Raw genomic sequence first — 23719 nt, forward strand, 5'->3', positions numbered from 1 at the left:
GATTTTAGAATTTGTATTCGACAAAAGCCTCCATAGCCTCGTAACATGCTAGTCCGAGGTCATCATAACGCTTGGCAGTCTCACGGTTGCGATCCTCTGCCCGCTGCCAGAATAGGCGTTCGTCATTTCCTAGGAAGGGAGCACTCTCCATCTGGCTCTGATGACGCAGGATGGCGTTTCGCTTTTCACGCAGTTCCTCTGGACTCATGGGTACGCACATCTCGATATCGGCAACATCCCACTCAGCCCAAGCACCACGATACATCCAAACGCGACAATCTTTGAGCCATTCCGCCCCAGCTTTCTTCTCCTCGTCAATAGCTGCTAATACGGCATCTGTACACTTGCGATGAGTACCATGAGGATCGGCCAGATCGGCAGCCACATAAATCTGATGAGGCTTAATCTCAGAGATTAACTCCTGAATGGGAAGGACATCACGCTCAGACATCGGCAACTTCTCAATTTTACCACTCTCATAGAAGGGTAAATCGAGGAAATGGATATGCTTACTGTCGATGCCGCTATATTCACAGGCCAGGCGAGCCTCGCCACGACGAATCAGGCCTTTCAGACGAAGGATCTGCTCACTGTCAAGGTCGCCCTCCTTTTTATTCTTGATAAAAGCCTTAACCACCTGATAAGAGTGTTTAATAACCTCATCGCTACCATTAGCAAAAATGGTATTGAAGCCATTGATAAAATGCATAAAACGGCGCACCTCTTCATCGCCCACGGCGATATTACCGGATGTTTCGTAGGCAATGTGCACATCGTGCTTCTGTTGCATCAGTCGACGGATGGTACCACCCATGGAGATGACATCATCATCGGGATGAGGGGAAAAGACAATAACGCGCTTTGGATAAGGTTTAGCACGCTCCGGGCGGGTCGTATCGTCGACCCCAGGCTTACCACCAGGCCATCCTGTTATGGTATGCTGCAACTCATTAAACACCTCAATGTTTACCAAGCCAGCCTGCCCGTCGAACTGCTCAACAAGGTGGCCTAAGCCATTCTCTACATAGTCTTTGGTAGAAAGCTTCAGCAGAGGCTTGCCTACCTTCTGACACAAATCGATAACTTGCCGACGCAACTCGTGGTCGGGCATTTCAATAGTTGATGTTAGGTTCAGATTCATAGAAGTATATTAAATAGTTTAACCTTAAGTTTATTCATTTGAAGGAAATAACACCACACCCTGTTGTTTCTTACCGTCCATCATAATCTTCATGGGACGTTCGAAACGTACGTGGCGAACGAACCTTGTTTCCTCTACAGCTGGCATAGCATCGAGCATCTCTTTTTGGAACACACCGTCGCCCGTAAAGGTATTGATAGTGAAATAGCCTACGCCAAACGAAGTGAGATTTTGGAAAAAGTGGGTCCCTTGAGAAGGATCGACGTGATAGTTCTTCAGTCCAACCTCAACGATGACGCGAGCCGCAGAGATGTGAGGCCACTTCACAGGAATGCCTAACCAGTAGTCACTGGATCCCCAACGACCAGGACCTATTAACACATAGTTCTTATCCTCCTTGAGGAATTGACGGTTCATCTGCTCTATCTCGTCAGCAATATAGGGATTGTTCACTGCAGTAAAATCATCATCAGTCTTGACGTAAATCACATCAAACACATCCTCCGAGATACCATGACCAAGACTATTGTGAGAACGCAACAGACATTCGGTATCGGATATCTTCTGCAGATCCTCATCAAGCACCTGTTTTGAGTCTACGATAGGACGAATCTGCAACAGATAGAACTCACCAGTACGATCGTCGTTCAGATTGCAGGCAAATTCAATCTCCACAGGGCGTCTCATCTCCTCAGAACCGTATTTCTGAGCCATCTGCAATAATTCTGGCAAGGGGAACACACCATGCTGGAGAACGCCACAGAAAGAAATCACCTTACGGCCGCCATCGTAAATGCCATCTCGGATTATCTGGTCGGTGGGATCATAAGTAGAGGCAATATAGGTCAGCGAGCCATCGGCAGCAGCTTGCTTCACTCTAAGATTCTTGATATTAAAACCATCGTCAACCTTAAAGTCATCACCCACATGGGCCATATCAAGGGCATAGAAACGTGTCTGTGTCTCACTAAGGGCCGTTTCCATCTCACTAGTCTGAAGGACCTGAGTTGGATGGTAAGGTGACACACGGAGCGTCTGTCCTCCATCAACAATATATTTACCCAATCCCAAAGCCAGCGAAGCAATTCCTTCCTCTGCTGTCTCTTCACCAATAGGATAATAGTTCAACGAACGAAGCACACCCGAGAAGTTCGGATAATAAAGATTGCCATACTGCTTACCCACCACTTCCTGCAGAATTACTGCCATTTTCTCCTGATCGATGACATTCTGAGTGGCCAACATATAGGCCTTGGAATCTTTATAATACACCGAGGCATACACACCCTTGATGGCACAAGCCAGCATGCGTAGCATTTCATATTTATCCTCTAAGTAAGGAATCATATAGGTGCTATAGATACCTGCAAACGGCTGATAGTGGGAATCTTCAAGCAAAGAACTGGAGCGCACGGCTATTGGTGACTTTACTGCATCAAAGAATGTGAAGAAGTCAGCAATCAACGAATCAGGCAACTGAGCTCGCATGAAATGCTGCAGGATCTCTTCGTCTGAAGCATCGGAAAGTGCCACAGGATAGAGGTTGTTTTTCTCCATAAACTCATCGAAGAAGTCGGTACAGAGCACAACAGTCTTCGGTATCGACACCTTGGCCGTCTCGTACTGATTAAGTTCAGGGTGACGCTTGATGATATTATCGAGGAATGCCAAACCGCGGCCTTTACCTCCGAGGGAGCCCTCGCCGATACGGGCAAAGTGGGCATAGCGGTCGAACTTCAAACGGTCAAATACAGCAACCACACCGATGTTCTTCATCTTACGATACTGCACAATAGCATCAAAGATAATCTGGCGGTGGGCATCAACATCCTGCAATTTATGCCAGGTGACGTGCTTCAAAAATGCCGACACAGGGAAGATGGCACGCGCACAAAGCCAACGGCTCATGTGGTTTCTCGACACATGGTAGAGCATTGAATCACGAGGTATCTTGAAGATATTATCCTGCAGTTCTTTCAGCGATGACACGCGAAACACCTCTTCCTTCGTCTCTGGATTACGGAAGATAAAGTCACCAAAGCCCATGTGTTCCTCCATCAGATGGTGGAGATCGACATTCATTTTGGTAGAATTCTTGTCGATAAAATGGAAGCCCTCGGCCTCAGCTTTCTCGCGATTAACGATTTCACTGGAATCAAGAATCAGTGGTACATACTCATCGCGTCGACGTATTTCACGAAGCAGTTTCAGACCAGCCTCTGGATCGCCCTCTTCAACATGCGACAACCGCCCAGGAACGCTTTTCATGGGAAAGCGGGTGTCAGAAATCACACCTAATGTATTCTCATGATACTTCTCAAAGAGCATCATAGCCTCCTCGTAGTTTGTTGCCAACACGACCTTGGGGCGTCCGCGCTTTCGTTGAGCAGCAGCGTGCGGGTTCAACGCCTCGGTAGAGAATCGCTTCGACTGTGCTAATATATAATTATACACATTAGGCAACACAGATGAGTAGAAGCGGATATTATCCTCGACAAGCAATATCATCTGCACACCAGCCTCCTTGATGTCGTGATCAATGTTCATCTTATCCTCTATCAGTTTAATAATCGACATGATAAGATTGGTATTACCCAACCAACAGAACACGTAATCAAACACCGACATATCCTCGTCCTGAATACGTTTGGTAATACCATGCGAGAACGGAGTAAGAACCACACAAGGGATATTAGGATGAGCAGCCTTTACCTCACGAGCCACAGTAAAGGCATCGTTATCAGCATTACCTGGCATACAGATTACAAGATCGATATCTGTAGTCTGAAGCACCTCATTGGCCTCCTCGGTCGTCGAGACCTGTCGGAAGGTAGGCGGGTAACGCATACCCAACTCCATGTATTCATCGAATATCTTTTCATCCACTCGACCATCGTCTTCAAGCATGAAAGCATCATAAGGATTGGCCACAATAAGCACATTAAAGATGCGTCGCGTCATCAAGTTGACAAACGACACATCCTTAAGATAAAACTTATTCCACTCCTGTGGTATGTTAGTTGCTTCTTCCATCTTGCGCGCAAAGATACAATATTTATGCAATATAACCGAAGGATTTATAAAAAAACTACGATTAAGTATAAAGATACGTTAAAAGTAATCCAAACTAATTAATTTAGTTTAAAAACTATAAGTATTAGTTGTATATAACGAAATCTTTTAGTTACTTTGCGCTCAGGTATTGGATAAGTCGCTCACGCTCGGCCAGTTGAGAACGAGTTCTCGCGGCTCTCGCATAATTGCGATTTTGATTACGACGCGACATTTGATGAATTATTCGGCAGAGCGGAAAGGCGATAGCCGAAGCAAGACTAAAAACAGAAAAAAATGAAGAAGCTTACAAACAAAGAAAAGGAAATCATGGATTTGTATTGGCAACATGGTCCGATGTTCGTCAAGGAACTCTTAGAGTACTACGACGAGCCACGTCCACATTTCAATACACTCTCCACGATGGTAAGGATATTAGAGAAGGAAGGTTATCTAGACCATAAGCAGTTTGGAAACACCTATCAGTACTTCCCCTTAATAACGGAAGCAGAATATGGACGCAAATCTATTGCAGGCGTTATCAAAAACTATTTCTCTGGATCCTATCTATCGGCAGTCTCCTCGTTCGTGAAAGAAGAAAAAATATCAATAGAAGAACTAAAAGATTTGATCAACCAAATAGAGAACAACAATGATTGATTTTCTGATATACGACCTGAAGGTTGCAGTACTCATAGCGATATTCTATATGTTCTATCGTCTGATGCTGGCCAAAGAAACGTTTCACAGAGTAAACCGCATCGTACTTCTGTTAACGGCAGTGGCAAGTTTCTTATTACCCTTATGCGTTATCACGATGCATGAGACGGTTACTATGCAGCAAGTGCCTACAGTAACAGTTGGCGACCTGCAGATTGAGATGGTAGACGAAGAACCTATGAAACCTCTTTGGCAAATAGCCCTACCTATCATATTTATAATAGGTATGCTGGCAACACTTGCCCACACGCTTTGGTCGTTATTCAGAATCATTGCTCTAATAAGAAAAAGCGAGCAGCATCCACAAGAAAACGGTACTACAATCTGTGTGACCGGTAACGCAGAATTGTCACCATTCAGCTGGATGCATTATATAGTCATGAATCGTAGCGACTACGAAACAAATGATGCCGCTATACTCGCTCATGAACGAGGACATATACACCTACGCCACTCGTGGGACTTGATTCTCGTTGACACACTTACCGCTTTCCAATGGTTCAACCCCGCCATGTGGATGTTACGCTCTGATCTCAGGGCTATCCATGAGTATGAGGCTGACGGAGCGGTACTCTCTCAAGGCATCAATGCGCGTCAATATCAATACCTATTAATCACAAAAGCCGCTAGCATTGGCGGGTACTCCCTTGCCAACGGTATCTCTCACAGTACCCTTAAAAACCGAATCAATATGATGTTACATACTCAATCCTCACGCCGCAGTTATCTGAAACTGTTAGCACTCCTCCCTATCGTGGCTGTAACCCTGGCTGTTAATGCCGAGAAAGTTACTGATGTGGTATACACCAATAGTGAGAATCCTTCCGTAGAGAGTCTTATTAACGAAACGATAGTGCAATCAGAAGCTCAACCTACAGAGACTGAAGTGGTAAAAGACGACGAAGACAAGAATTTCGTAGCCACAGGAACTGTTCTTGACATAAGTGAAGCTGAAATTGATAATGGCATTATTGAAACTGACAAAGCCACCCCAATCATTGGTGCTGTGGTCAAGGTTATCGGTACGAAGAAAGGAACAGTTACAGGTCCAGACGGCAAGTTCAAACTTGAAGTGTCGGAAGGCGACGAACTCGCTGCTATGTATATAGGTTATGAGACAATGAAGGTCGTAGTCAACAAGGTATTCTCTGCAGCAGGCAATTCTTATGTGATAGGACTCAGGAAAGAGGGCAACACTCCCAAAGCTAACACCAATAAGGCTTTCGATGTCGTAGAACAGATGCCCCAGTTCCCTGGTGGTCATTCGAAACTTTTGGAGTACATCACTCGCAACTTAAAATACCCCGCAGAGGCAGAGATGAATTGTACTCAGGGACGCGTCATCGCCACCTTCGTAGTAGAAGAGGATGGAAGCATCTCGAATGCGAAAGTGGTAAGATCTATCGACCCCTTGCTCGATGCCGAAGCTTTACGCATCATTAATACCATGCCAAAGTGGCAACCTGGTATGCAGAATGGCAAGGCTGTTCGTGTAAAATACACTATACCCATTTCTTTCAACCTTCCAGGGAAAGATTCTGATGTTACCCATTATGAAGGCAGTATCAAATCTGATGAGAAGCCCCAAAAAGGAATTGGAGTTGTCTTGAGGAAAGTAGTTGATGAGAAAGACCCACTTGTTTTGCTTGATGGAAAAACCATTGACTCTGAGAAGCTGAAAGAGATCGATCCAAAGACCATTGAGAGTATGCAAGTGCTGAAAAATCAGGAAGCCAAAGAGAAGTATGGTGCCCAGAACGGTGTCATTCTCATCACCACGAAGAAAAAATAAATAACAAAACATGACAAAACTAAAATTACTGAGTCTTTTTGTCTCCCTCGCCCTAATGACGGCCCTTCCCGTCAGGGGCGAGGGCTTTGTAGATTCCTTGCAGGTTTGCATACAAGCAGGAGACAGTTGCATGCAGCAGTTTAACACCTTTGAGGCACTGAACTATTATCAGAAGGCCTATGAGCAAGCAAAGACAGGGACTGCTATCCGTATAAAACTTGCTGATTGCTACTACAAACGCGCCAACTATCGCGAAGCTTCTGACTTATTGAAAAATGTGCCAGAAGACAGCCTCTCGCATGAGGCCTTCCGCCAGCTTGCCCTCAGCTACCAGAAGCAAGACGACAATGATTCCTTTATCTATTGGGCTGAACAACTGGTAAACCGCTATCCCATGGATGGCGAGATGGTGGCTGGACTAACACGTGCCTATGCACGAAACCACCAACCAGAGAATGGGCTCAGATACGGTCTGAACTATTATTTACACGATTCAAAAAACATCCTTGTAAATCGAGCTGTGGCTGATGCGTTCTTCCTCGAAAGAGATTTTATTGCAGCTTCCGAATGGTACAACAAACTTCTCGAACAAGGCGACTCCACCTTCAACACACTCTACTCTGCCGGCATATGCTACTCACAGACACAAGACCTTGAGCGTGCCTACAAATACCTGCAGCTAGCGTTTCTCATCAGCGGCATGCAGCACTATGGCTGCGCTTATCGACTTGGGGTAATCTGTGTTGACACCAAGCGCCATGAAGAAGGTCTCGGCTATCTGAGCCTTGCCCGTGAACTGATGCTCCCAGACACTGCTATCATGAAAGCTATCACGCTCTCACAAGCCGAGGGATACTATATGACAGAACGTTATGATGAAGCCGTTGCCGCATGGAAAGAACACCTGACGTTCAATCCATCATCCGTAGCCACCTATTATAATATAGCGAACACCTATGTTTACCTTCTCAACGACAGGGAACAGGCCAAGGAATATTATGAGCAGTTCCTTGAGATTGCCCGTAAAATAGAGGATCCGACCCCACAACTTACAGAAATGACTGCTAAGGCAAAAGAAATGCTGGAGCTCCTTGATAAAGTAAAACAGAAGATGGAAATACCAAAATAAATTTGGTGTTTCCATCACTTATTAGTACCTTTGCAACCATTAAATCCAATCATCATAAACATTATGAAAGCTAAAACACTGAAAATGGCGACAGCAGTTTGCTGCACAATGCTGGCTCTCTCGTGCGCCAAACAGACAGAGACCGCAAAGTCTGAACTCACAACCGTAGGCAATCCTTATCTCCCCCTATGGGAACATATCCCCGATGGAGAGCCATACGTGTTTGACGATCCAGATAACGCACACAAGCAGCGCGTATACATCTATGGCTCGCACGACAATCTTAAAACAGCTTACTGCGGACGCGATCAGGTGGTTTGGTCTGCCCCCGTTGAAGATTTAAGCCAGTGGCGTTACGACGGTATTATTTTGATGGTCGACAAAAACGCAAAGGGCGAGCCATTCGACTCTGCAGGTACTGCCGATGTGTTATTCGCCCCAGACGTAACACTGGTAACCGATAGCAATGGCAAAAAGACATATTATCTCTTCCCAAACGATCAGACAGGATTCCGTAATGGACTTATTGCCAAGAGTGACCGCCCTGACGGACCGTTTGAGGTATGCAACTGGAATGCCAACGACCCCAATAAAGTAGATGGTATCTATGGTTTCGACCCTGCCGTATTTGTTGACGACGATGGTCGCGTATATGGTTACTGGGGCTTTGAGCATTCTTATGCCGCAGAGATTGATCCTACCACCATGTGTACAGTAAAACCTGGAACGAAGATTGTCGACGGCATGATTTCTGGTAGAAATGAAGCAGGCGAGTTCCGCTTCTTTGAAGCCTCATCCATCCGCAAGATTAAAGATAAATACGTGTTCATTTATAGCCGTTGGACAGAAAATGGCGAGTTCGGCTTGCCCGACACCAACTACACACTGGCTTATGCCTATAGCGACAAGCCCTTAGGCCCCTGGACCTATGGCGGCACCATCATTGACGGACGCGGACGTGAAATTAACGAGAAAGGTGATACTATCGCCTCAGGCGTTGTTAGCGGAAATACCCATGGCAGCATTTGTGAGGTAAACGGGCAGTGGTATGTGTTCTATCATCGTCAGGCTGGTCTCGACGAATATGCCCGACAGGCTATGGTCGCTCCTATCGAGGTGAAAGTTGAGGAAGGCGAAGGCGGTAAAGTGGAAATCACCGAAGGTGAATACAACTCAGAAGGCTTTGCCCTCAATGGTCTGAATCCCTTAGAGCGTCATTCCGCGGGTATTGCCTGTTGGATCACAGGTCCAAAAGTAGCAGTACATGAGTGGCCAAAGAATGTTTACTACGGTTCGTATGTGGAGACATCGTATGGCACAGAAACCAACTTCGAAGCTCCCTATGACCTGAAAAACAACACCAACCGCGTGGTAAATAATACCGATGGTTCCATAGTGGGTTATAAGTACTTCAACTTCACAGAAACTAACGGTAAGAAGTCTAAGCTGCGACTTCGCCTGATTCCAGAAGGAACTGACGGCACAATCAAAGTCATGATCGATCGTCCATGGGAGTCGCAGGGCGGCAAGCTCTTAGGCACCATTGAGCTGAAAGCCGACATGCCTCAAAATTCTAAAGAGATAACCACAGCCTTGCCAGCCCTTAAAGATTTCACAGGCAAGCATGCCATATACTTCGTCTTTGTCTCCGACACCAAGGAAAAGTCACTCTGTATACTCGAGGATTTTGTATTTAGCTATTAAGGGCATAAATGAAACAGAGGTACGCTATCATAGTATTTTTGGTACTGATAGGAACATCGGCAATGACAAGTTTCTACAGCTATCGTGCTACGGAACGACTGGTGGAGGACGATATGAATCAAGCGCTGACTTTAGCACTGAAGAAACAGCAGAGTGATGTGATTAATGCCGATACCATCAGAGTGTTTAACAGTTTTCTACAGTTGGACGAACTGAGGGGCAGTGCAATACTGGCAGTGGACACAAGACAGAAAGACTTCCGCTGCGAGGCGAATTGCTCAATGGCAACCATCTTCTCCATGTCGGAACAACGTCCAGCATTAGTCATATGGATGCTGGCGTTGCTTTGGGCTACATTCTGTTTCTTCCAACGAAGAAGGGTAACACCTTTGCTCACTGGAATGCTGCAATATGGAGACTTGCTCTATTCTGAATCAGAAAGCCGATTCTTCAATGCAAAAGGCGAATACGTAAAACTTACGCCCATGCAGCAGCAACTGATGGAAATGTTTTTCCACTCTTCCAATCATACGCTCTCCAAGACAGAGATTTGCGACACCCTCTGGCCCAAGAAAGATAACGCCAATGAGACGCTTTACACCCTTATCCGAAGACTGAAGCCCATCATTGAGAGCCATTCTAATCTCAAAATAGAGGTAGATAGGGGAAAAGCATACGAGCTGATAATCAAGTAGATAATTATCCGTCAGATGATTGTCAGACAAATGTCAGACAATAAATTTGCATCATATGAAATCTCTTCATACCTTTGCATTAAAAACGTAAACGTATGAAGAGATTTCTGTTCCTTTCGATGTTGGTTTTCATAGCAGTGATGATATACGTATCTGTTCATGAAAAGGAAGACAATACTCCTCTACCCCAGAAGCTGGAGAAGACCATGAGGCTTACCAAGATGAAGAAGTACCACGATGACGACTATGATTACGTGGTACGCTATCCGGCTTTCTTCGAGCAGACGCCCGATTCCATATTAGATAAAGGAAGCAGTCGCTTCAGTTTCTGGCAGGATAGCACAGAGGTAGTGCTGAACACCTTCGTGGAGCCCAATGCCGACAGCCTCACCATCGAACAGGCCATGGCGAAATACGCCTCAGAACTTCACGCCACCCGCCAGCAGAAGGGTGATGACTACTTCATTCTTTCAGGCTCACTCCATACAAATAGCGGTGCCATCAGTGGCCGTTGCTTCTATGCCAAGTTCGTAAAGCATCGCAAACTCTGGTTCGTGCAAACCCTCACCTACCCTGAGAATTGCGAACAAGCCGTAAAGCGCCTAAAAGAAGAAATCGATAAGTGGAAAATCTGGTAAAGATGTTAAGTTATGCTAAAGTAAGTTTGGTTTCTAAAGTTTTGTGTGTCTAATAATTGTAATGCGAAAATAAATGGAAACAGGTGCATTTGAACAGGAAGCCCGCTCGTGGCGAAAGAAGGCTCTAGAAGTGAGTCTGCACAACGGAGCGGGCAAAGACGAAGCAGAAGACATCGCACAGGATGTGATGCTCCGCCTATGGCAGATGCACGACGAACTGGAGCGTTATCGGTCTGTAGAGGCTATTGTAACCCTGATGGCGAAGCATCTGCTAAGAAACCATCAAAGGCGAAAACCTTCAGAAACGCTTGATGAGGCTATCATTATTACCCTCGACACCAGTCCGCACGATGAACTGGAAACGAAAGAGAACGACGAATGGCTCTCAGCAAAGCTACAGCAGCTACCCACCACCCAACGCACCTTATTATATATGAGGCAGGTGGAACGAAGAAGTCACGAAGAGATAGCCACACTATTAGGCATCGAAATCACCTCAGTCAGCACGCTGCTTGCAAGAGCACGACGAACATTATTAGAAGAAATCAAACGGAGGAATCAGATATGATACGTTACACAAAGGCATACATCAAGGATTTGCTGGACAAATATATGGATGGTACAACCTCGCTCGAAGAGGAAGACATCCTAGCCAGCTACTTCCGAGGCAATGATATACCTCAGGAGTGGGAAGACTATCGCCTGATGTTTCAAGAGATAGAGGCTATGAAACCTCAGCCAAGAAGAAACAGACAATGGATTGGCTGGAGTGTGGCGGCTGCCGTAGTGGCAGGCATCATATATCTGGCAGTTCCGTCTGAGCAAGAAGTCTCACCAGAAGCTCAGCCCCTAGCTGCACAAACAGATACCATAGCAACACAGCCCATCCTGCAAGCCGACACCACATCGCTGCGCCAAATAGAGAGCAAGCCGATACAATCGAAGAAAAGACGGATACGCAAGCCACAGCCAACGATCCATGACATTGACAAGGCTTATGCGCTGGTAGCTCAGGCAGAGCAGGAGCAGCGAGAGGTGGAACTTCAATTGGCAGAATGTCGCATAGAGATGATTGAGGCCCAGCTTGCAGCCTACGGCTATATTCCTGTAACACAAGAAGATGGTACCATTACATATATTAACGAACAAAAAGAACTGATTGCATATGAAGAGTAAAAGTATTATCTTTACAGCCATGCTGACGGCACTGCCTTCAGCCCTGATGGCGCAGCAGAACATTCAGAAAGCATTCGATGCACTGCTGAACGAAAGAATAGTAGAGACCAAGACACAGCATTCCTTGGTGCGCGACCCTGAGACGGGTAAGAAAACGTCGCAGATGGATGTCTATGACTTCTCTGTAACAAATAGCGTTAGCCTCAACAAGATCAAGAACATCCAAAAGGCTTTTGAGAAAGACAAAGAGGCGGCCTATCAGATCAGGTCAGGCAGTAATGTAGGTAGCAACTATGTTGCCTTGGCCGTTGGCGATGGCGGGGAACCGCCTGTTGCTATCGGTAAAATCAATGGATCAGACTTTATCTATGCCTGTTTCCTCGACAAGGACGATCCCGAGAAGAAGTATCGCTATGCCTACGCTTTGGAATGGAAGGATTCGCGGGTACGTCTGGCAATAACATACGCTACCACGCAGCAGTATCGCGAGAGTAAGAACAATAGAAGACCAAAGAAAATCATCATCAAGGGAAAGAAATTCAACGTTCCTGACACGTCCTCGATTACATTTAGTGACAACTTTCCTTTTGATGTGGACTCCATTCTTCATGTCGACTCCATACCCCTCAATCCAGCCACACAAATCGACCTTGGCAACATCGGAAATATCTTCGACGTAGCTTTCGGAGACTGGCTAACAAATTTCAACAACTACAAGAACCTTTTCCTGAAGAATCCTGAAGGAACACCAGCCAACGTATATGCGTCACGGATATACAATCTGTGCAAGAAGGCCGACAACTTAGATGATGCTGAAAAGGCACTTGTATCAAAAGAAATACTGAAACTAAAGACAAAGACCAACGACGAATTCATACAGAACCTGTTCGACATGAGCATCGAACGACTCAAGAAGTAATCTCACTTATGAAACTTAAAAAGATTGTTTCCCTCTCGCTGCTAATGGCAGCGAGAGCAGGGATAGCCATGCCCATGAACCAGGCAGATTCAACTAGTGTAAGCAACGACTCCATCACATGGAGCAAAGAACTGGATGGTGTTGTCATCAAAGCACAGAAACAACTCATCAAGCAGGAGATAGACCGTATAGCCTACGACGTGCAGAGCGATGAGGAATCGAAGACGCTGACTGTGATGGATATGCTTCGCAAGGTTCCAATGGTGACTGTGGACGGTCAGGATAACATCCGTGTGAAGAGCAACAGCAACTTTAAGATTTACAAAAACGGACACTATGATCCCAGACTGACGAAAAACGCCAAGGAGGTGCTGAAGTCGATGCCCGCTTCGATGGTAAAGCGTATCGAAGTGATTACCGACCCAGGTGCCCGTGAGGATGCAGAAGGCGTTGATGCCGTTCTGAACATCGTGATGGCTGGCGGCTCCAATATGGAGGGCATAACGGGTGTCGTGTCTGCGAGCTATAGGTCGGACAACCACTTCAATTATTATAACTCCCTGACTGGACAGATGGGAAGACTCATGCTCTCTGGCGATTACGCTTATGGCAGAACGTCGAGGCGCGAATCCAGATATATGTCTGACAATGAGCGGACCTATCTCGAAACGGGCAACATGCTGCAGACACATAACGACCAGAGCAACCCTGGCCACTATCATGTTGCCAACGTGGATGCCAGCTACGACATAGACTCACTCAATCTGCTCTCAGCCTCGTTTGGCGGATTCTTCTATAACGTGAATGTACAGGGCGACAGCCGGGCATCACTGAGTGCCCCTTCAGGACAGCTCGTTTACCGCTACGACAACTACTACTGGATGCCAGACTACCAGCACCATTCGTGGAACGGGCGATTTGACTATGAACACAAGACGCGTCGCAAGGGCGAGCGATTCACTCTCTCTTATATGCTCGCCCTGACACGTCAACATACCAATCAGGAGAATACCTATACTGGCATCGTGAATGCGCCATTCTCTTACTCTGGCATCATGATGACGGAACGTGAAAGGTTCACGGAGCACACGTTTCAGGCAGACTGGCTACGACCTTTAGGAAAAGGCCATCAACTGGAGATTGGTACCAAATACATCGATCGTCATAACGGCAGCAATAGCCATCAGGAATTCTACGGCTCCGACATGCAGACCCACGACGAGTTCCGCCACATTACCCGTGTACTGGCTGGTTATGCAGACTACATCTATAACTGGGAGAAATGGTCGGCTCGCGCAGGTCTGCGCTATGAATACAGCTTCATGAAAGGCTGTTTTCCCGACGGAAGTGGCGAGTCCTTTGACAAACATCTGAGCGACTGGGTGCCCCAGGCCACTCTGAGGTATCAGATAACAGATGCCCAGTCGCTGAAGCTGAACTACACCACAAGCATCAACCGTCCTGGCATCTCGTACCTGAACCCTGCTGCGGGTATATCACCAACAGCCGTGTCGCAGGGCAACCCGCAGCTATCAAGCTCGCACATCCAGCGTCTCAATATCATCTACTCGTATATCCTGCCCAGACTGACCTTCCAACTGGCTCCAGGCTATACCTTCTACTCTGGCGGTATCAGTTCCGTTCAGATTGCCAAGAACGATATACGCTATACCACCTACGACAATATCCTGCGCTATCGCCGTTTCTCCATCGAACAGTATGTGCAATGGAAGCCCTTCGATAGAACGACACTTGTCATCAACAACAACCTGCGCTACGAGCACAACGAGAATCCGAACCTTGGCTATCGCAACTTCGGATGGTCTGACAACTACTACGCCAACCTCTCACAGATACTTCCCTGGAAACTGCGTCTCAATCTGAGCGCTTGGGGGTTGATTGGCTATCAGCCATCAGACATCTATAGCATGCAACACTCGTCTGACGGATGCAGCGTCTCATTGCAACGTTCGTTCCTCAAGGGCAATCGCCTGACGGTACGCCTCGGAGCCGACACACCTTTCAGCAAATACACCACATCAACATCGAAGACAGTGAATGGCGACTATCGCGGCTATAATAAGGCCTGGCTCTCTGGCCGTACGTTCAGCATCAATGTCAACTGGCGTTTCGGATCGCTTAAAGCCAATGTCAAGAAGACGGAACACAGCATTGACAACGACGATGTTGTAGGCGGAATCAAGAAAGGAAAGTAGTTTTCAAGGAGTTTCTTAAGGAGAATACATTTGTTTCCCTAGGCGAAAACGATAGTTTCCTACGGAGAAAACTGTGTTTTCCCCTGGGGAAAACAATAGTTTCCCTAGGGGAAACTTCTTGAGGAGAGAAACTACTTTGACGGCTTTTCCAGTTCTTCCCAGCGTTTCTGATACATGGTCTCCTGTCTGCGGACTTCCTTGAGTGCTTTCTTCCTACGGGCGCGTTCTTCTACGGATTTGCGGAAAGCCACATCATAAACCCAAAGAGCAAAACCTATAGGGCTGAAGCCCGAGGGTATGCTGATCCTGGCCAGTTGGTCATTCTGTTTCTTCTCTGGCGTAGTTCTCAGCATCGAGTTCATTCGCTTATCAAAGCGTCGTTCGCCCAGAATCACCACCTCGCGCAAGGCATGAATATTGGGAATCAGGAAGATGGTGTCGCCCTGTATCTCGGGCCTCAACACATAGCGGCGCTCAAAGTCGGGATGCCGGAAGTCAAGACGCCGTACACTATCGGGCCATTCGAACACACCATTCCAAGGGGTGCGAATCTCACGCCCATCACTGGTGCTCACTATGACATCGCGGATGGGTACCTTCGACTCAGCGTTGACCACTATCAGCTGTCGCTGGGCCATCATCCCGAGAGACGGAAGCAGGAGACTTATCAGATATAAGGTACGCGTAGACATCGAATCATCAGAACAGTTATTCCACTTCGTAACCCTTTACTTGTATGGCTGGACAGACGGGGAATTTCTTGGTCTTGCCCTTCACAGCATCGCGATAAAGGCCGTTCTTCATATAGGCCTTCATATTCAGAAAGCCTTTCTCGCCATAGCCGTCAACCACATTAATGCTGACGTAGTACTCCTTTTTAGGCTTCAGCACAATGCTCTCTTCAGGGCGGACATCGAGGGTGTACTTGTTCTTACTCTTGGTGAGCGTCTCGTAGATGGGCTTCTGGTGGATGTTCACGAACCGTTTTCCTTGTTTCTCGTAGACATTGATGCTCACCTTGCATTGTTCAAAGGTGATGCCCGCGATATTTACCAGTATGTCGCTGATGACGTAAGACTTGCTGCATGAGAAGAGTACGCCGCCTTCAGGACCTAGATCAGAGCCATGACCAGATGTACCGACGAGACCTGGAGCAGGTATGCCCTTGCCTACGATAGTCTTGGGCTTGTTCTTCTTGCCAATCACCACCTCTGCCAGTTCTACGACACGGTCTTTCAACACGACGGTGAGTTCACTTCCCTTGGCATATTCCTGATAGGGGATCTCTGTCGTGAGATAGGACACATGGCTGAACGAGAGTTCCTTCTTTCGCCCAGCGGGAATCCTGATGGTAAAATGACCTTTGGCATCGGAGATGACACCAACGCTGTCATCCTCGAAACCAATACTGACATACTCGACGGCCTCGCCACGTTCGTTTACAACGTTACCCTTGACTGTTACTTGGCCAAAACACACCGTCTGCATCATAACAGACAGCAAAAGTAATGAAAATTTTCTCATACAAAAGCTATTTATGGCTGAATTCGTGGTGCAAAGGTAACGTAAAGAGTTGAATTGGAAGTTATCTTTTAACAAACCAAGGGTGAATTCTAACATTATTAACCTTCGGGAACGTAATGAAAATTTATCAAACAATTAAGAATTTTATCAAATAGAAGGGTCGTTAGTTCAGATATTATTCGTATCTTTGTGCACAAAATCGCTCTATAGGGGTAATGACATTCCATACTCATCTGTATTATAGATAAAAGCGACTAAAAAGATGCAAGACAGAGCACAACAGTTCAAGGAACTCTTCCTATCGGAGTACAGCAGGATGTACAAGGCAGCCTACATTCTACTGGGCAACGAAGACGAGGCGAAAGACACCGTACAGGATGTCTTTGCCAGACTATGGGCAGGTACCACCCCAGTGAAGGAAGAGTCGCAACGAGCTTTTCTGCTGACCTGCATCCGTAATCGCTGCCTCAACATCATTGCACACCGCAAGGCTCAGCAAGAGGCCATGCAACTGCTGACACCCAATGCTATCGACAGCGGAGAGTACGACGATGATATCATCGAGATCGTGAAACGCTGCATTGACGAACAACTGACTCCTCAGACCAGTCGCATCATCCGGATGCACTACGACGAGGACCAGTCGTACAAAGACATCTCGAGTCAGCTGGGCATCAGTCTCTCAGCCGTAAACAAGCACATTGTGCAGGGATTGAGGAAACTACGTACAACATTAAAAAGACAAGAAGTATGAAAAGAGATGAGGAAATCAGGATGCTTCTGCACCCTGAGGAATACACAGACGAGCAGCTGGACAAGATGCTGGACGAGACAAACGCCACCATTCCCGATGTTAATGAGGAATGGAACCGTTTCCAAACACAGCACATCACTCCTAAGCATTCACGCAGTTGGATGCAAGCAGCAGCCATATTCGCAGGTGTGCTGATGCTCTCAGGCATCGCATACGCCACGATACAAATGGCTGGAAGCAGTAACAACAAACAGGAAACCGTAAAACAGGAGGCAAACGCGGTTATGGTCAGCCAGCAGACAATTACTGAGGCGACTAACGACAGCACCACACTGAAGCCCGTGGTGTTTGAAGACGCTGAGTTGGGTACCATCTTGAATGAGATTGCTACTTTCAACCAGTTAGAAACCGTCTATAAAAAAGAGGCCAGCAAGCATATCCGCCTCTACTTTACATGGGACAAGACATCGTCTATAGACGATATCATCGATACGTTCAACAAATTCGAGCGTATCCACATGACTCGAGAGGACAAGAAACTAATTGTAGAATAATCATTGCCAACACATTATGAAAAAATATATATTCACAGCATTACTCTGTGTTCTGACGCTGTGCACCCAGGCACAAAGGGTTAGCCGCAGCTATCTGAACGAGCCGCTTTCGAAGGTTCTCGAAGACTTGAACGCCACGACCAGCGAGAAAACGATTTACTTCATCTACGACGAACTGGAAGACTTCACTGTAACCAGCCACTTCACTAACCTGCCCATCAAGGAGGCCATCCGTGAGGTGATAGGATTCTATCCGATGAAGGTAACCTACGAAGATGATCGCATCTTCATTGAATGTACCCAGAAAGAGGATACAAAAGTCATCGGACGTGTAATCGACGAGAGCGGCAAACCTATAGAATTCGCCAATATCTCATTGCACAGCGCTTCTGAAACACATACGAACAACAAAAATTCCACATATATAAATGGCGGTGTGAGCAATGAGAATGGCGATTTCGTAATCCCCTGCAAGGCCCAGAAGATAACCCTGAAGGTATCGTACATAGGCTATAAGACGGTAATACGAAACGTTGGTGTGGGTAATATCGGCAGTATTACCCTCCAGCCAGAGACCTATATGGTGAAAGGCGTAGAGGTGAAAGGCGAGATACCTCAGTACAAGTTGGCTCAGGGAGGTATGACGGTAGATGTGCAGCACTCTATCCTCCATGATATAGGCACAGCCGACGACCTGCTCTCGATGATACCGATGGTGCAAGGCAAAGACGGGAAGTTCGAGGTATTGGCGAAGGGCGAGCCTGAGATATACATCAATAACAAAAAGGTGCGCGACCCCAGCGAACTGAAGCAACTGAAGTCTGTCGAAATTAAGAGCGTAGATGTGATTACGGCCCCTGGTGCCAGATATAACGCCGAGGTGAATGCAGTGATCCGCATCAAGACGCTGAAGTCCCAAGGCGACGGATTCAGTCTGATGGCGACCACTCAGACATGGAAGAACAACAAGTGGAACAATTACGATGACCTGAACTTGAAATACCGTACTGGCGGACTGGAGGCTTTTGCTACCGTAGCACTCGAAAACGGGCACTACAGCAACGACCAGGATGACGATCAGGAATTGCATATTACTAATGACCTGTTTAATGCCCATGCAGATTTGCCAGTAAGGAGCTCCTGGACTGAACTTCAGTACAAGGGTGGCCTGAGCTACGATTTCAACGCAGACCATTCCATCGGACTGAGTTTCTCGTCGCAAAAGCTCTTTTATGGAGCCTTCAAGTCTGATATGAAGCAGCACTACCTGAAGAACGGAGCCTTTGATGGCGACGTACGTCTGACAACGGATATCCGCGAAAAGAACCGACCCGTATGGGAACTGAACAGCTACTATATAGGTAAGGCCGGCAAACTTGGCATTGACCTGAACGCCACCGTGTTGCGACAAGAATCGGAGAATAATAACAACCAACTGGAGACGAGCGAACAATACGGCAACCGCACCATCACCACTCTGACCAATGAGGACCGTCGGATGGCGGCAGGTAAACTGGTGCTGACCTATCCAGTCTGGAAAGGTGAACTGAGTGGCGGTTCGGAGGCAACAAGTACAAAAAGTCAGGGGCATAACTACAATCAGGAGAATATCATACCAGAGTCGGACACAGAGATGAAGGAAAATAATATTGCCGGATTTGCAGAATACGATTTGCAGCTGGGCCATTGGCATCTGAATGCCGGCCTGAGATATGAGCATGTATCAGCAGAATACACCTCATTCGGAATCAGGCAGGAAGAGCCCAGTCGCACTTACAACGACTGGTTCCCTAACCTCTCTGCTGCGTGGCAGAAGGACAAGTGGGGGGCACAACTGAGTTACAGTAAGCGCATCACCCGTCCACCATACAACATGTTGACTTCTATGGTCATATACGACAGTCGTATGTTCTACGAAGGCGGTAACCCGCTATTACGTCCTTCTGTTCGCCAAAGCATCGACTTCAGTCTCACCTATTCGTGGCTGAACTTCACAACGGGCTTTACTCGTGAGAAAGACTTCTTTACTCACGTTGGCAATATCTATGACGAGGAGAACGAGATCGCCATCTTTATGCCAGACAACTTCGACCACCAGGATCGTGTCTATGCCACGCTCGTCGCTTCGCCCAAATTCGGATTCTGGCAGCCACAGGCCACACTACACTACTATCAGCAGATGTTCGACGCCGAGAAGTACGGCGCACCCAAGAAACTGAACAAGCCGGAATTCAGTTTCAACCTGAGCAACTGGTTCGAGATCAATCCAACGGCGAAGGCTCTGGTGCAGGCAAGTTATTCAGGCAGTAACCACTGGGGATTCATGTATCGCGGCAGTAACTTCATAGTGAATGCCCGACTGCAAAAGACCTTCTTGAAGGGACAGCTGTCGGCCACGCTTTATGCCAACGACATCTTCCGCACGGCCAAGCACAAGACAATAACCTACTATGCCATCGGCCAGACGGCTCAGGACGTCTATACCTATACACAGAGCGTAGGCCTGACCCTTAGCTATAACTTCAATGTCAGCAACTCGAAGTATAAAGGAACAGGTGCTGGTAACGACGAGAGAAACAGACTTTAAACTACAAAACAACTTGTTTTGTTCCGTAAGAGATAGTCTCCATGAGTGTAAAAGACCATCTTAACGAGTACAAAACAAGTTGTTTTGTACTTAAGGAGATTATCTCCTTACCCACAAAGGACATATTGCCGCCAATGCTCAGATTATGAATAAATGCTGCATACTTTATTACTTCTTTTGCTTATGAGATGAAATATCGGGACAAAAACACAAAATAATCCTATTAATTGATGCTTTCTGCCAGTTTTTTCGTACTTTTGCCGGCAAAATGTAAATCAAACATCAACATGGCTAAGAAATTGAAACAAGGTACGCTATGCGTACAAGCTGGCTATAAGGCCAAAAACGGAGAACCAATAGAATTGCCTATCATCCAGAGTACGACATTCAAATACGATGACTCTGACGAGATGGCAAAGTTATTTGACCTCGAGAAAGAGGGATATTTCTACACCCGCTTACAGAATCCGACCAACGACGCTGTAGCTGCCAAGATTGCTACGCTCGAAGGTGGTGTGGGTGCTATGCTTACATCGTCAGGTCAGGCAGCCAACTTCTATGCGATCTTCAACATCTGTCAGGCTGGCGACCACTTCGTGACCTCCAATGAGATATATGGTGGAACCTATAACCTGTTCGGTGTAACACTGAAGAAGCTTGGCATTGATTGCACATTCGTCTCTCAGGATGCCAGCGAAGAGGAGATCCAAGCAGCCTTCCGTCCGAACACGAAAGCATTGTTTGGCGAGACCATCTCGAACCCAGGCTGCGCCGTACTCGACATTGAGAAGTTTGCCCGTATCGCCCACAAGAACGGTGTGCCCCTGATTGTGGATAATACATTCGCCACCCCCGTGAACTGCCGCCCGTTTGAATGGGGTGCCGATATCGTGACCCACTCTACTACCAAGTATATGGATGGTCTGGCAACTCAGGTTGGCGGTTGCGTGGTAGACAGTGGTAACTTCGACTGGCTCGCCAATGCCGAGAAATTCCCCGGACTGTGCACACCCGATGAGTCATATCACGGACTGACCTACGTGAAGGCCTTCGGCAAGATGGGCTATATGACTAAGCTCGTAGCTCAGCTGATGCGCGACCTCGGCAGCATCCCCGCTCCACAGAACTCCTTCTTGCTGAACTTGGGTTTGCAGACACTTCATCTGCGTATGGCCCAGCACTGTAAGAACGCGCAGAAAGTGGCCGAGTTCCTGAACGACAACGAAAAGGTGGCTTGGGTTCACTATTGCGGACTGCCCAGCGACAAGAACTACGCTCTGGGACAGAAGTACCTGCCCAACGGCTCATGTGGCGTGATTGCTTTCGGGCTGAAAGGCACCCGTGAGACTGCCATCAAGTGGATGGACTCTCTAAAGATGATCAACATTGTGACCCACGTGGCCGATGCCCGTACCTGTGTGCTCCACCCTGCTTCGCACACCCATCGCCAACTCAGCGACGAGCAGCTTCTTGAGGCTGGTGTTGCCCCCGACCTGATCCGTCTCTCTGTAGGTATAGAAGACGTTGAGGATATCCTCGACGACATCAAGCAGGCATTAGCCCAGATTTAACAAATTGTAACTCTACAGCAAAAATATTCGGTACTTTCCTTGGATGGTACCGATATTTTTTCTACATTTGCACCATCATAAGTAACATATTGACAACTTAAAACAAATATTCTAATTTAGAATTATGATGGAAGTAGAGAAGATTATGCAAGCCTTGGAGCAGAAACATCCAGGCGAATTGGAGTACCTACAGGCCGTTAGGGAAGTGCTGGAATCTATTAAAGATGTATACAACCAGCATCCAGAGTTTGAAAAGGCCAAGATTATAGAACGCATTGTGGAGCCTGAGCGCATCACGACATTCCGAGTGCCCTGGGTCGACGACAAAGGAGAGGTACAGGTAAACATCGGTTATCGCGTACAGTTTAATAGCGCTATCGGTCCTTATAAAGGTGGTCTGCGCTTTCACCCGTCAGTAAACCTGAGCATTCTGAAATTCCTCGGCTTTGAACAGACGTTCAAGAACGCTCTGACAACACTGCCGATGGGCGGCGGTAAGGGCGGTTCTGACTTCAGCATCCGCGGTAAGAGCGACAATGAGGTGATGAAGTTCTGTCAGGCCTTCATGTGTGAACTGTATAAGGTTATCGGGCCTGATATGGACGTGCCCGCTGGTGATATAGGTGTAGGCGCACGTGAAATCGGCTACCTGTTCGGCTATTATAAGAAACTGACAAGCCAGTTCCATGGTGCCACCCTGACAGGTAAAGGCATGGAATGGGGCGGCAGCATACTGCGCCCAGAGGCAACAGGATACGGCGCCCTCTATTTCGTACACCACATGATGGAGACTCATGGCATGGATATCAAGGGTAAGACAGTGGCTCTCTCGGGCTTCGGCAACGTGGCTTGGGGTGCTGCTAAGAAGGCTACCGAACTGGGGGCAAAGGTTATCACCATCTCTGGTCCAGACGGTTACATCTACGACCCCGAAGGTCTTGATGCCGAGAAGATTGAATACATGCTGGAGCTCCGTGCCAGTGGCAACGACGTATGTCAGCCCTATGAGGAGGAGTTCCCTGGCTCAAAGTTCTTCGCCGGCAAGAAGCCTTGGGAGCAGAAAGCAGACATCTATCTGCCATGTGCCACACAGAACGAGCTCAATGGCGAAGATGCCGACAAGATACTGGCCAACAAGCCACTGTGCGTAGCTGAGGTGTCAAACATGGGTTGTACGGCAGAGGCTGTGAACAAGTTCATCGCTGCAGGTCAGCTCTTTGCTCCCGGCAAGGCCGTAAATGCCGGCGGTGTGGCAACCTCTGGCTTGGAAATGACACAGAACTCGATGCGTATGGCTTGGACAGCAGAGGAAGTTGACAAGCGTCTGCATCAGATCATGTCAGGCATCCACGAACAGTGTGTGAAGTACGGTAAGGAACCTAGTGGATACATCAACTACGTAAAGGGTGCTAATGTTGCCGGCTTCATGAAAGTAGCAAAGGCAATGCTGGCTCAGGGCATTGTGTAGAAGCTCGGCGCAAGCCAGGGTCTATCTACGATGCTGATAAGGCTTCGTACAAAGCCTTGCCTGTTGTCCAGTGAGCAGAA

The 23719-nt window shown here is 47.3% G+C and carries 18 protein-coding genes and 1 pseudogene; 15 read left to right on the top strand and 4 right to left on the bottom strand.

Going from position 1 to position 23719, the window contains the following annotated elements; all coding sequences use genetic code 11:
- Window positions 1-4 precede the first annotated feature (4 nt).
- Window positions 5-1129, bottom strand: a pseudogene (locus tag T325_RS01780) (PIG-L family deacetylase); the annotation flags it as partial.
- 42 nt (window positions 1130-1171) lie between these two features.
- Window positions 1172-4174 carry a PEP/pyruvate-binding domain-containing protein gene (locus T325_RS01785; protein ID WP_036909829.1) on the bottom strand — a complete coding sequence of 1001 codons (3003 nt, stop codon included), beginning with the start codon at window positions 4172-4174 and terminating at the stop codon, window positions 1172-1174.
- Between the two features lie 315 nt (window positions 4175-4489).
- Here T325_RS01785 and T325_RS01790 point away from each other — a divergent pair, with 315 nt between their 5' ends.
- The 10 genes from T325_RS01790 to T325_RS01835 all read left to right on the top strand — a co-directional run bounded on the left by T325_RS01790 (window position 4490) and on the right by T325_RS01835 (window position 15181).
- Window positions 4490-4852 (top strand): BlaI/MecI/CopY family transcriptional regulator, encoded by a 363-nt coding sequence (locus T325_RS01790; RefSeq protein ID WP_036909831.1) that lies wholly within the window; start codon window positions 4490-4492, stop codon window positions 4850-4852.
- Window positions 4845-6704 (top strand): M56 family metallopeptidase, encoded by a 1860-nt coding sequence (locus T325_RS01795; protein WP_036909833.1) that lies wholly within the window; start codon window positions 4845-4847, stop codon window positions 6702-6704. Before T325_RS01790 ends, T325_RS01795 begins: the two co-directional genes overlap by 8 nt.
- Window positions 6705-6714: 10 nt before the next feature.
- Window positions 6715-7833, top strand: coding sequence for a tetratricopeptide repeat protein (locus T325_RS01800; RefSeq protein ID WP_081911009.1), 1119 nt, complete (start codon window positions 6715-6717; stop codon window positions 7831-7833).
- A 63-nt stretch (window positions 7834-7896) separates the two neighbouring features.
- Window positions 7897-9537, top strand: coding sequence for a family 43 glycosylhydrolase (locus tag T325_RS01805; protein WP_036909835.1), 1641 nt, complete (start codon window positions 7897-7899; stop codon window positions 9535-9537).
- Between the two features lie 8 nt (window positions 9538-9545).
- Window positions 9546-10232 carry a helix-turn-helix domain-containing protein gene (locus T325_RS01810; protein ID WP_036909836.1) on the top strand — a complete coding sequence of 229 codons (687 nt, stop codon included), beginning with the start codon at window positions 9546-9548 and terminating at the stop codon, window positions 10230-10232.
- A 95-nt stretch (window positions 10233-10327) separates the two neighbouring features.
- A complete protein-coding gene (locus tag T325_RS01815) occupies window positions 10328-10870 on the top strand; it encodes a hypothetical protein (RefSeq protein WP_036909837.1) in 543 nt (180 codons plus the stop codon).
- 73 nt (window positions 10871-10943) lie between these two features.
- The gene (locus tag T325_RS01820) at window positions 10944-11438 is read left to right on the top strand and encodes an RNA polymerase sigma factor (protein ID WP_036909838.1); all 495 of its coding nucleotides are present in this window, start codon (window positions 10944-10946) and stop codon (window positions 11436-11438) included.
- A complete protein-coding gene (locus T325_RS01825; protein ID WP_036909839.1) occupies window positions 11435-12046 on the top strand; it encodes a hypothetical protein in 612 nt (203 codons plus the stop codon). Before T325_RS01820 ends, T325_RS01825 begins: the two co-directional genes overlap by 4 nt.
- Entirely contained in the window at window positions 12036-12965 is a 930-nt protein-coding gene (locus tag T325_RS01830) for a hypothetical protein (RefSeq protein ID WP_036909840.1), read from the top strand. Before T325_RS01825 ends, T325_RS01830 begins: the two co-directional genes overlap by 11 nt.
- Window positions 12966-12973: 8 nt before the next feature.
- Window positions 12974-15181: an outer membrane beta-barrel family protein gene (locus T325_RS01835; RefSeq protein WP_036909841.1), complete on the top strand. Its 2208-nt coding sequence runs from the start codon at window positions 12974-12976 to the stop codon at window positions 15179-15181.
- A gap of 131 nt (window positions 15182-15312) precedes the next feature.
- Here T325_RS01835 and T325_RS01840 read toward each other — a convergent pair whose 3' ends face one another.
- Complete coding sequence (locus T325_RS01840; RefSeq protein ID WP_036909842.1) at window positions 15313-15822, bottom strand: hypothetical protein; 510 nt, start codon at window positions 15820-15822, stop codon at window positions 15313-15315.
- A gap of 67 nt (window positions 15823-15889) precedes the next feature.
- The gene (locus T325_RS01845; RefSeq protein WP_197051296.1) at window positions 15890-16705 is read right to left on the bottom strand and encodes a carboxypeptidase-like regulatory domain-containing protein; all 816 of its coding nucleotides are present in this window, start codon (window positions 16703-16705) and stop codon (window positions 15890-15892) included.
- Window positions 16706-16967: 262 nt separating this feature from the next.
- Here T325_RS01845 and T325_RS01850 point away from each other — a divergent pair, with 262 nt between their 5' ends.
- From T325_RS01850 to gdhA, 5 genes are all read left to right on the top strand, one after another.
- Window positions 16968-17459: a sigma-70 family RNA polymerase sigma factor gene (locus T325_RS01850; RefSeq protein ID WP_036909844.1), complete on the top strand. Its 492-nt coding sequence runs from the start codon at window positions 16968-16970 to the stop codon at window positions 17457-17459.
- Window positions 17456-18013: a FecR domain-containing protein gene (locus tag T325_RS01855; RefSeq protein WP_091769380.1), complete on the top strand. Its 558-nt coding sequence runs from the start codon at window positions 17456-17458 to the stop codon at window positions 18011-18013. The genes T325_RS01850 and T325_RS01855 overlap by 4 nt, the downstream gene beginning before the upstream one ends.
- Before the next feature lie 16 nt (window positions 18014-18029).
- A complete protein-coding gene (locus tag T325_RS01860; RefSeq protein ID WP_036909846.1) occupies window positions 18030-20600 on the top strand; it encodes an outer membrane beta-barrel family protein in 2571 nt (856 codons plus the stop codon).
- 287 nt (window positions 20601-20887) lie between these two features.
- Window positions 20888-22171, top strand: a complete 1284-nt coding sequence (locus T325_RS01865; protein WP_036909847.1) for an O-acetylhomoserine aminocarboxypropyltransferase/cysteine synthase family protein — start codon at window positions 20888-20890, stop codon at window positions 22169-22171.
- Between the two features lie 127 nt (window positions 22172-22298).
- A complete protein-coding gene (gene gdhA, locus T325_RS01870; protein WP_036910144.1) occupies window positions 22299-23639 on the top strand; it encodes an NADP-specific glutamate dehydrogenase in 1341 nt (446 codons plus the stop codon).
- Window positions 23640-23719 lie beyond the last annotated feature (80 nt).

This window comes from Prevotella sp. FD3004, assembly GCF_000746155.1.
In the GTDB taxonomy this organism is placed as follows: Bacteria; Bacteroidota; Bacteroidia; order Bacteroidales; family Bacteroidaceae; genus Prevotella.

Excerpts from the sequence above, each read along its gene's own strand:
- T325_RS01785 (WP_036909829.1), bottom strand. The coding sequence starts at position 4,174 with ATGGAAGAAGCAACTAACATACCACAGGAGTGGAATAAGTTTTATCTT.
- T325_RS01790 (WP_036909831.1), top strand. The coding sequence starts at position 4,490 with ATGAAGAAGCTTACAAACAAAGAAAAGGAAATCATGGATTTGTATTGG.
- T325_RS01795 (WP_036909833.1), top strand. The coding sequence starts at position 4,845 with ATGATTGATTTTCTGATATACGACCTGAAGGTTGCAGTACTCATAGCG.
- T325_RS01800 (WP_081911009.1), top strand. The coding sequence starts at position 6,715 with ATGACAAAACTAAAATTACTGAGTCTTTTTGTCTCCCTCGCCCTAATG.
- T325_RS01805 (WP_036909835.1), top strand. The coding sequence starts at position 7,897 with ATGAAAGCTAAAACACTGAAAATGGCGACAGCAGTTTGCTGCACAATG.
- T325_RS01810 (WP_036909836.1), top strand. The coding sequence starts at position 9,546 with ATGAAACAGAGGTACGCTATCATAGTATTTTTGGTACTGATAGGAACA.
- T325_RS01815 (WP_036909837.1), top strand. The coding sequence starts at position 10,328 with ATGAAGAGATTTCTGTTCCTTTCGATGTTGGTTTTCATAGCAGTGATG.
- T325_RS01820 (WP_036909838.1), top strand. The coding sequence starts at position 10,944 with ATGGAAACAGGTGCATTTGAACAGGAAGCCCGCTCGTGGCGAAAGAAG.
- T325_RS01825 (WP_036909839.1), top strand. The coding sequence starts at position 11,435 with ATGATACGTTACACAAAGGCATACATCAAGGATTTGCTGGACAAATAT.
- T325_RS01830 (WP_036909840.1), top strand. The coding sequence starts at position 12,036 with ATGAAGAGTAAAAGTATTATCTTTACAGCCATGCTGACGGCACTGCCT.
- T325_RS01835 (WP_036909841.1), top strand. The coding sequence starts at position 12,974 with ATGAAACTTAAAAAGATTGTTTCCCTCTCGCTGCTAATGGCAGCGAGA.
- T325_RS01840 (WP_036909842.1), bottom strand. The coding sequence starts at position 15,822 with ATGATGGCCCAGCGACAGCTGATAGTGGTCAACGCTGAGTCGAAGGTA.
- T325_RS01845 (WP_197051296.1), bottom strand. The coding sequence starts at position 16,705 with ATGAGAAAATTTTCATTACTTTTGCTGTCTGTTATGATGCAGACGGTG.
- T325_RS01850 (WP_036909844.1), top strand. The coding sequence starts at position 16,968 with ATGCAAGACAGAGCACAACAGTTCAAGGAACTCTTCCTATCGGAGTAC.
- T325_RS01855 (WP_091769380.1), top strand. The coding sequence starts at position 17,456 with ATGAAAAGAGATGAGGAAATCAGGATGCTTCTGCACCCTGAGGAATAC.
- T325_RS01860 (WP_036909846.1), top strand. The coding sequence starts at position 18,030 with ATGAAAAAATATATATTCACAGCATTACTCTGTGTTCTGACGCTGTGC.
- T325_RS01865 (WP_036909847.1), top strand. The coding sequence starts at position 20,888 with ATGGCTAAGAAATTGAAACAAGGTACGCTATGCGTACAAGCTGGCTAT.
- gdhA (WP_036910144.1), top strand. The coding sequence starts at position 22,299 with ATGGAAGTAGAGAAGATTATGCAAGCCTTGGAGCAGAAACATCCAGGC.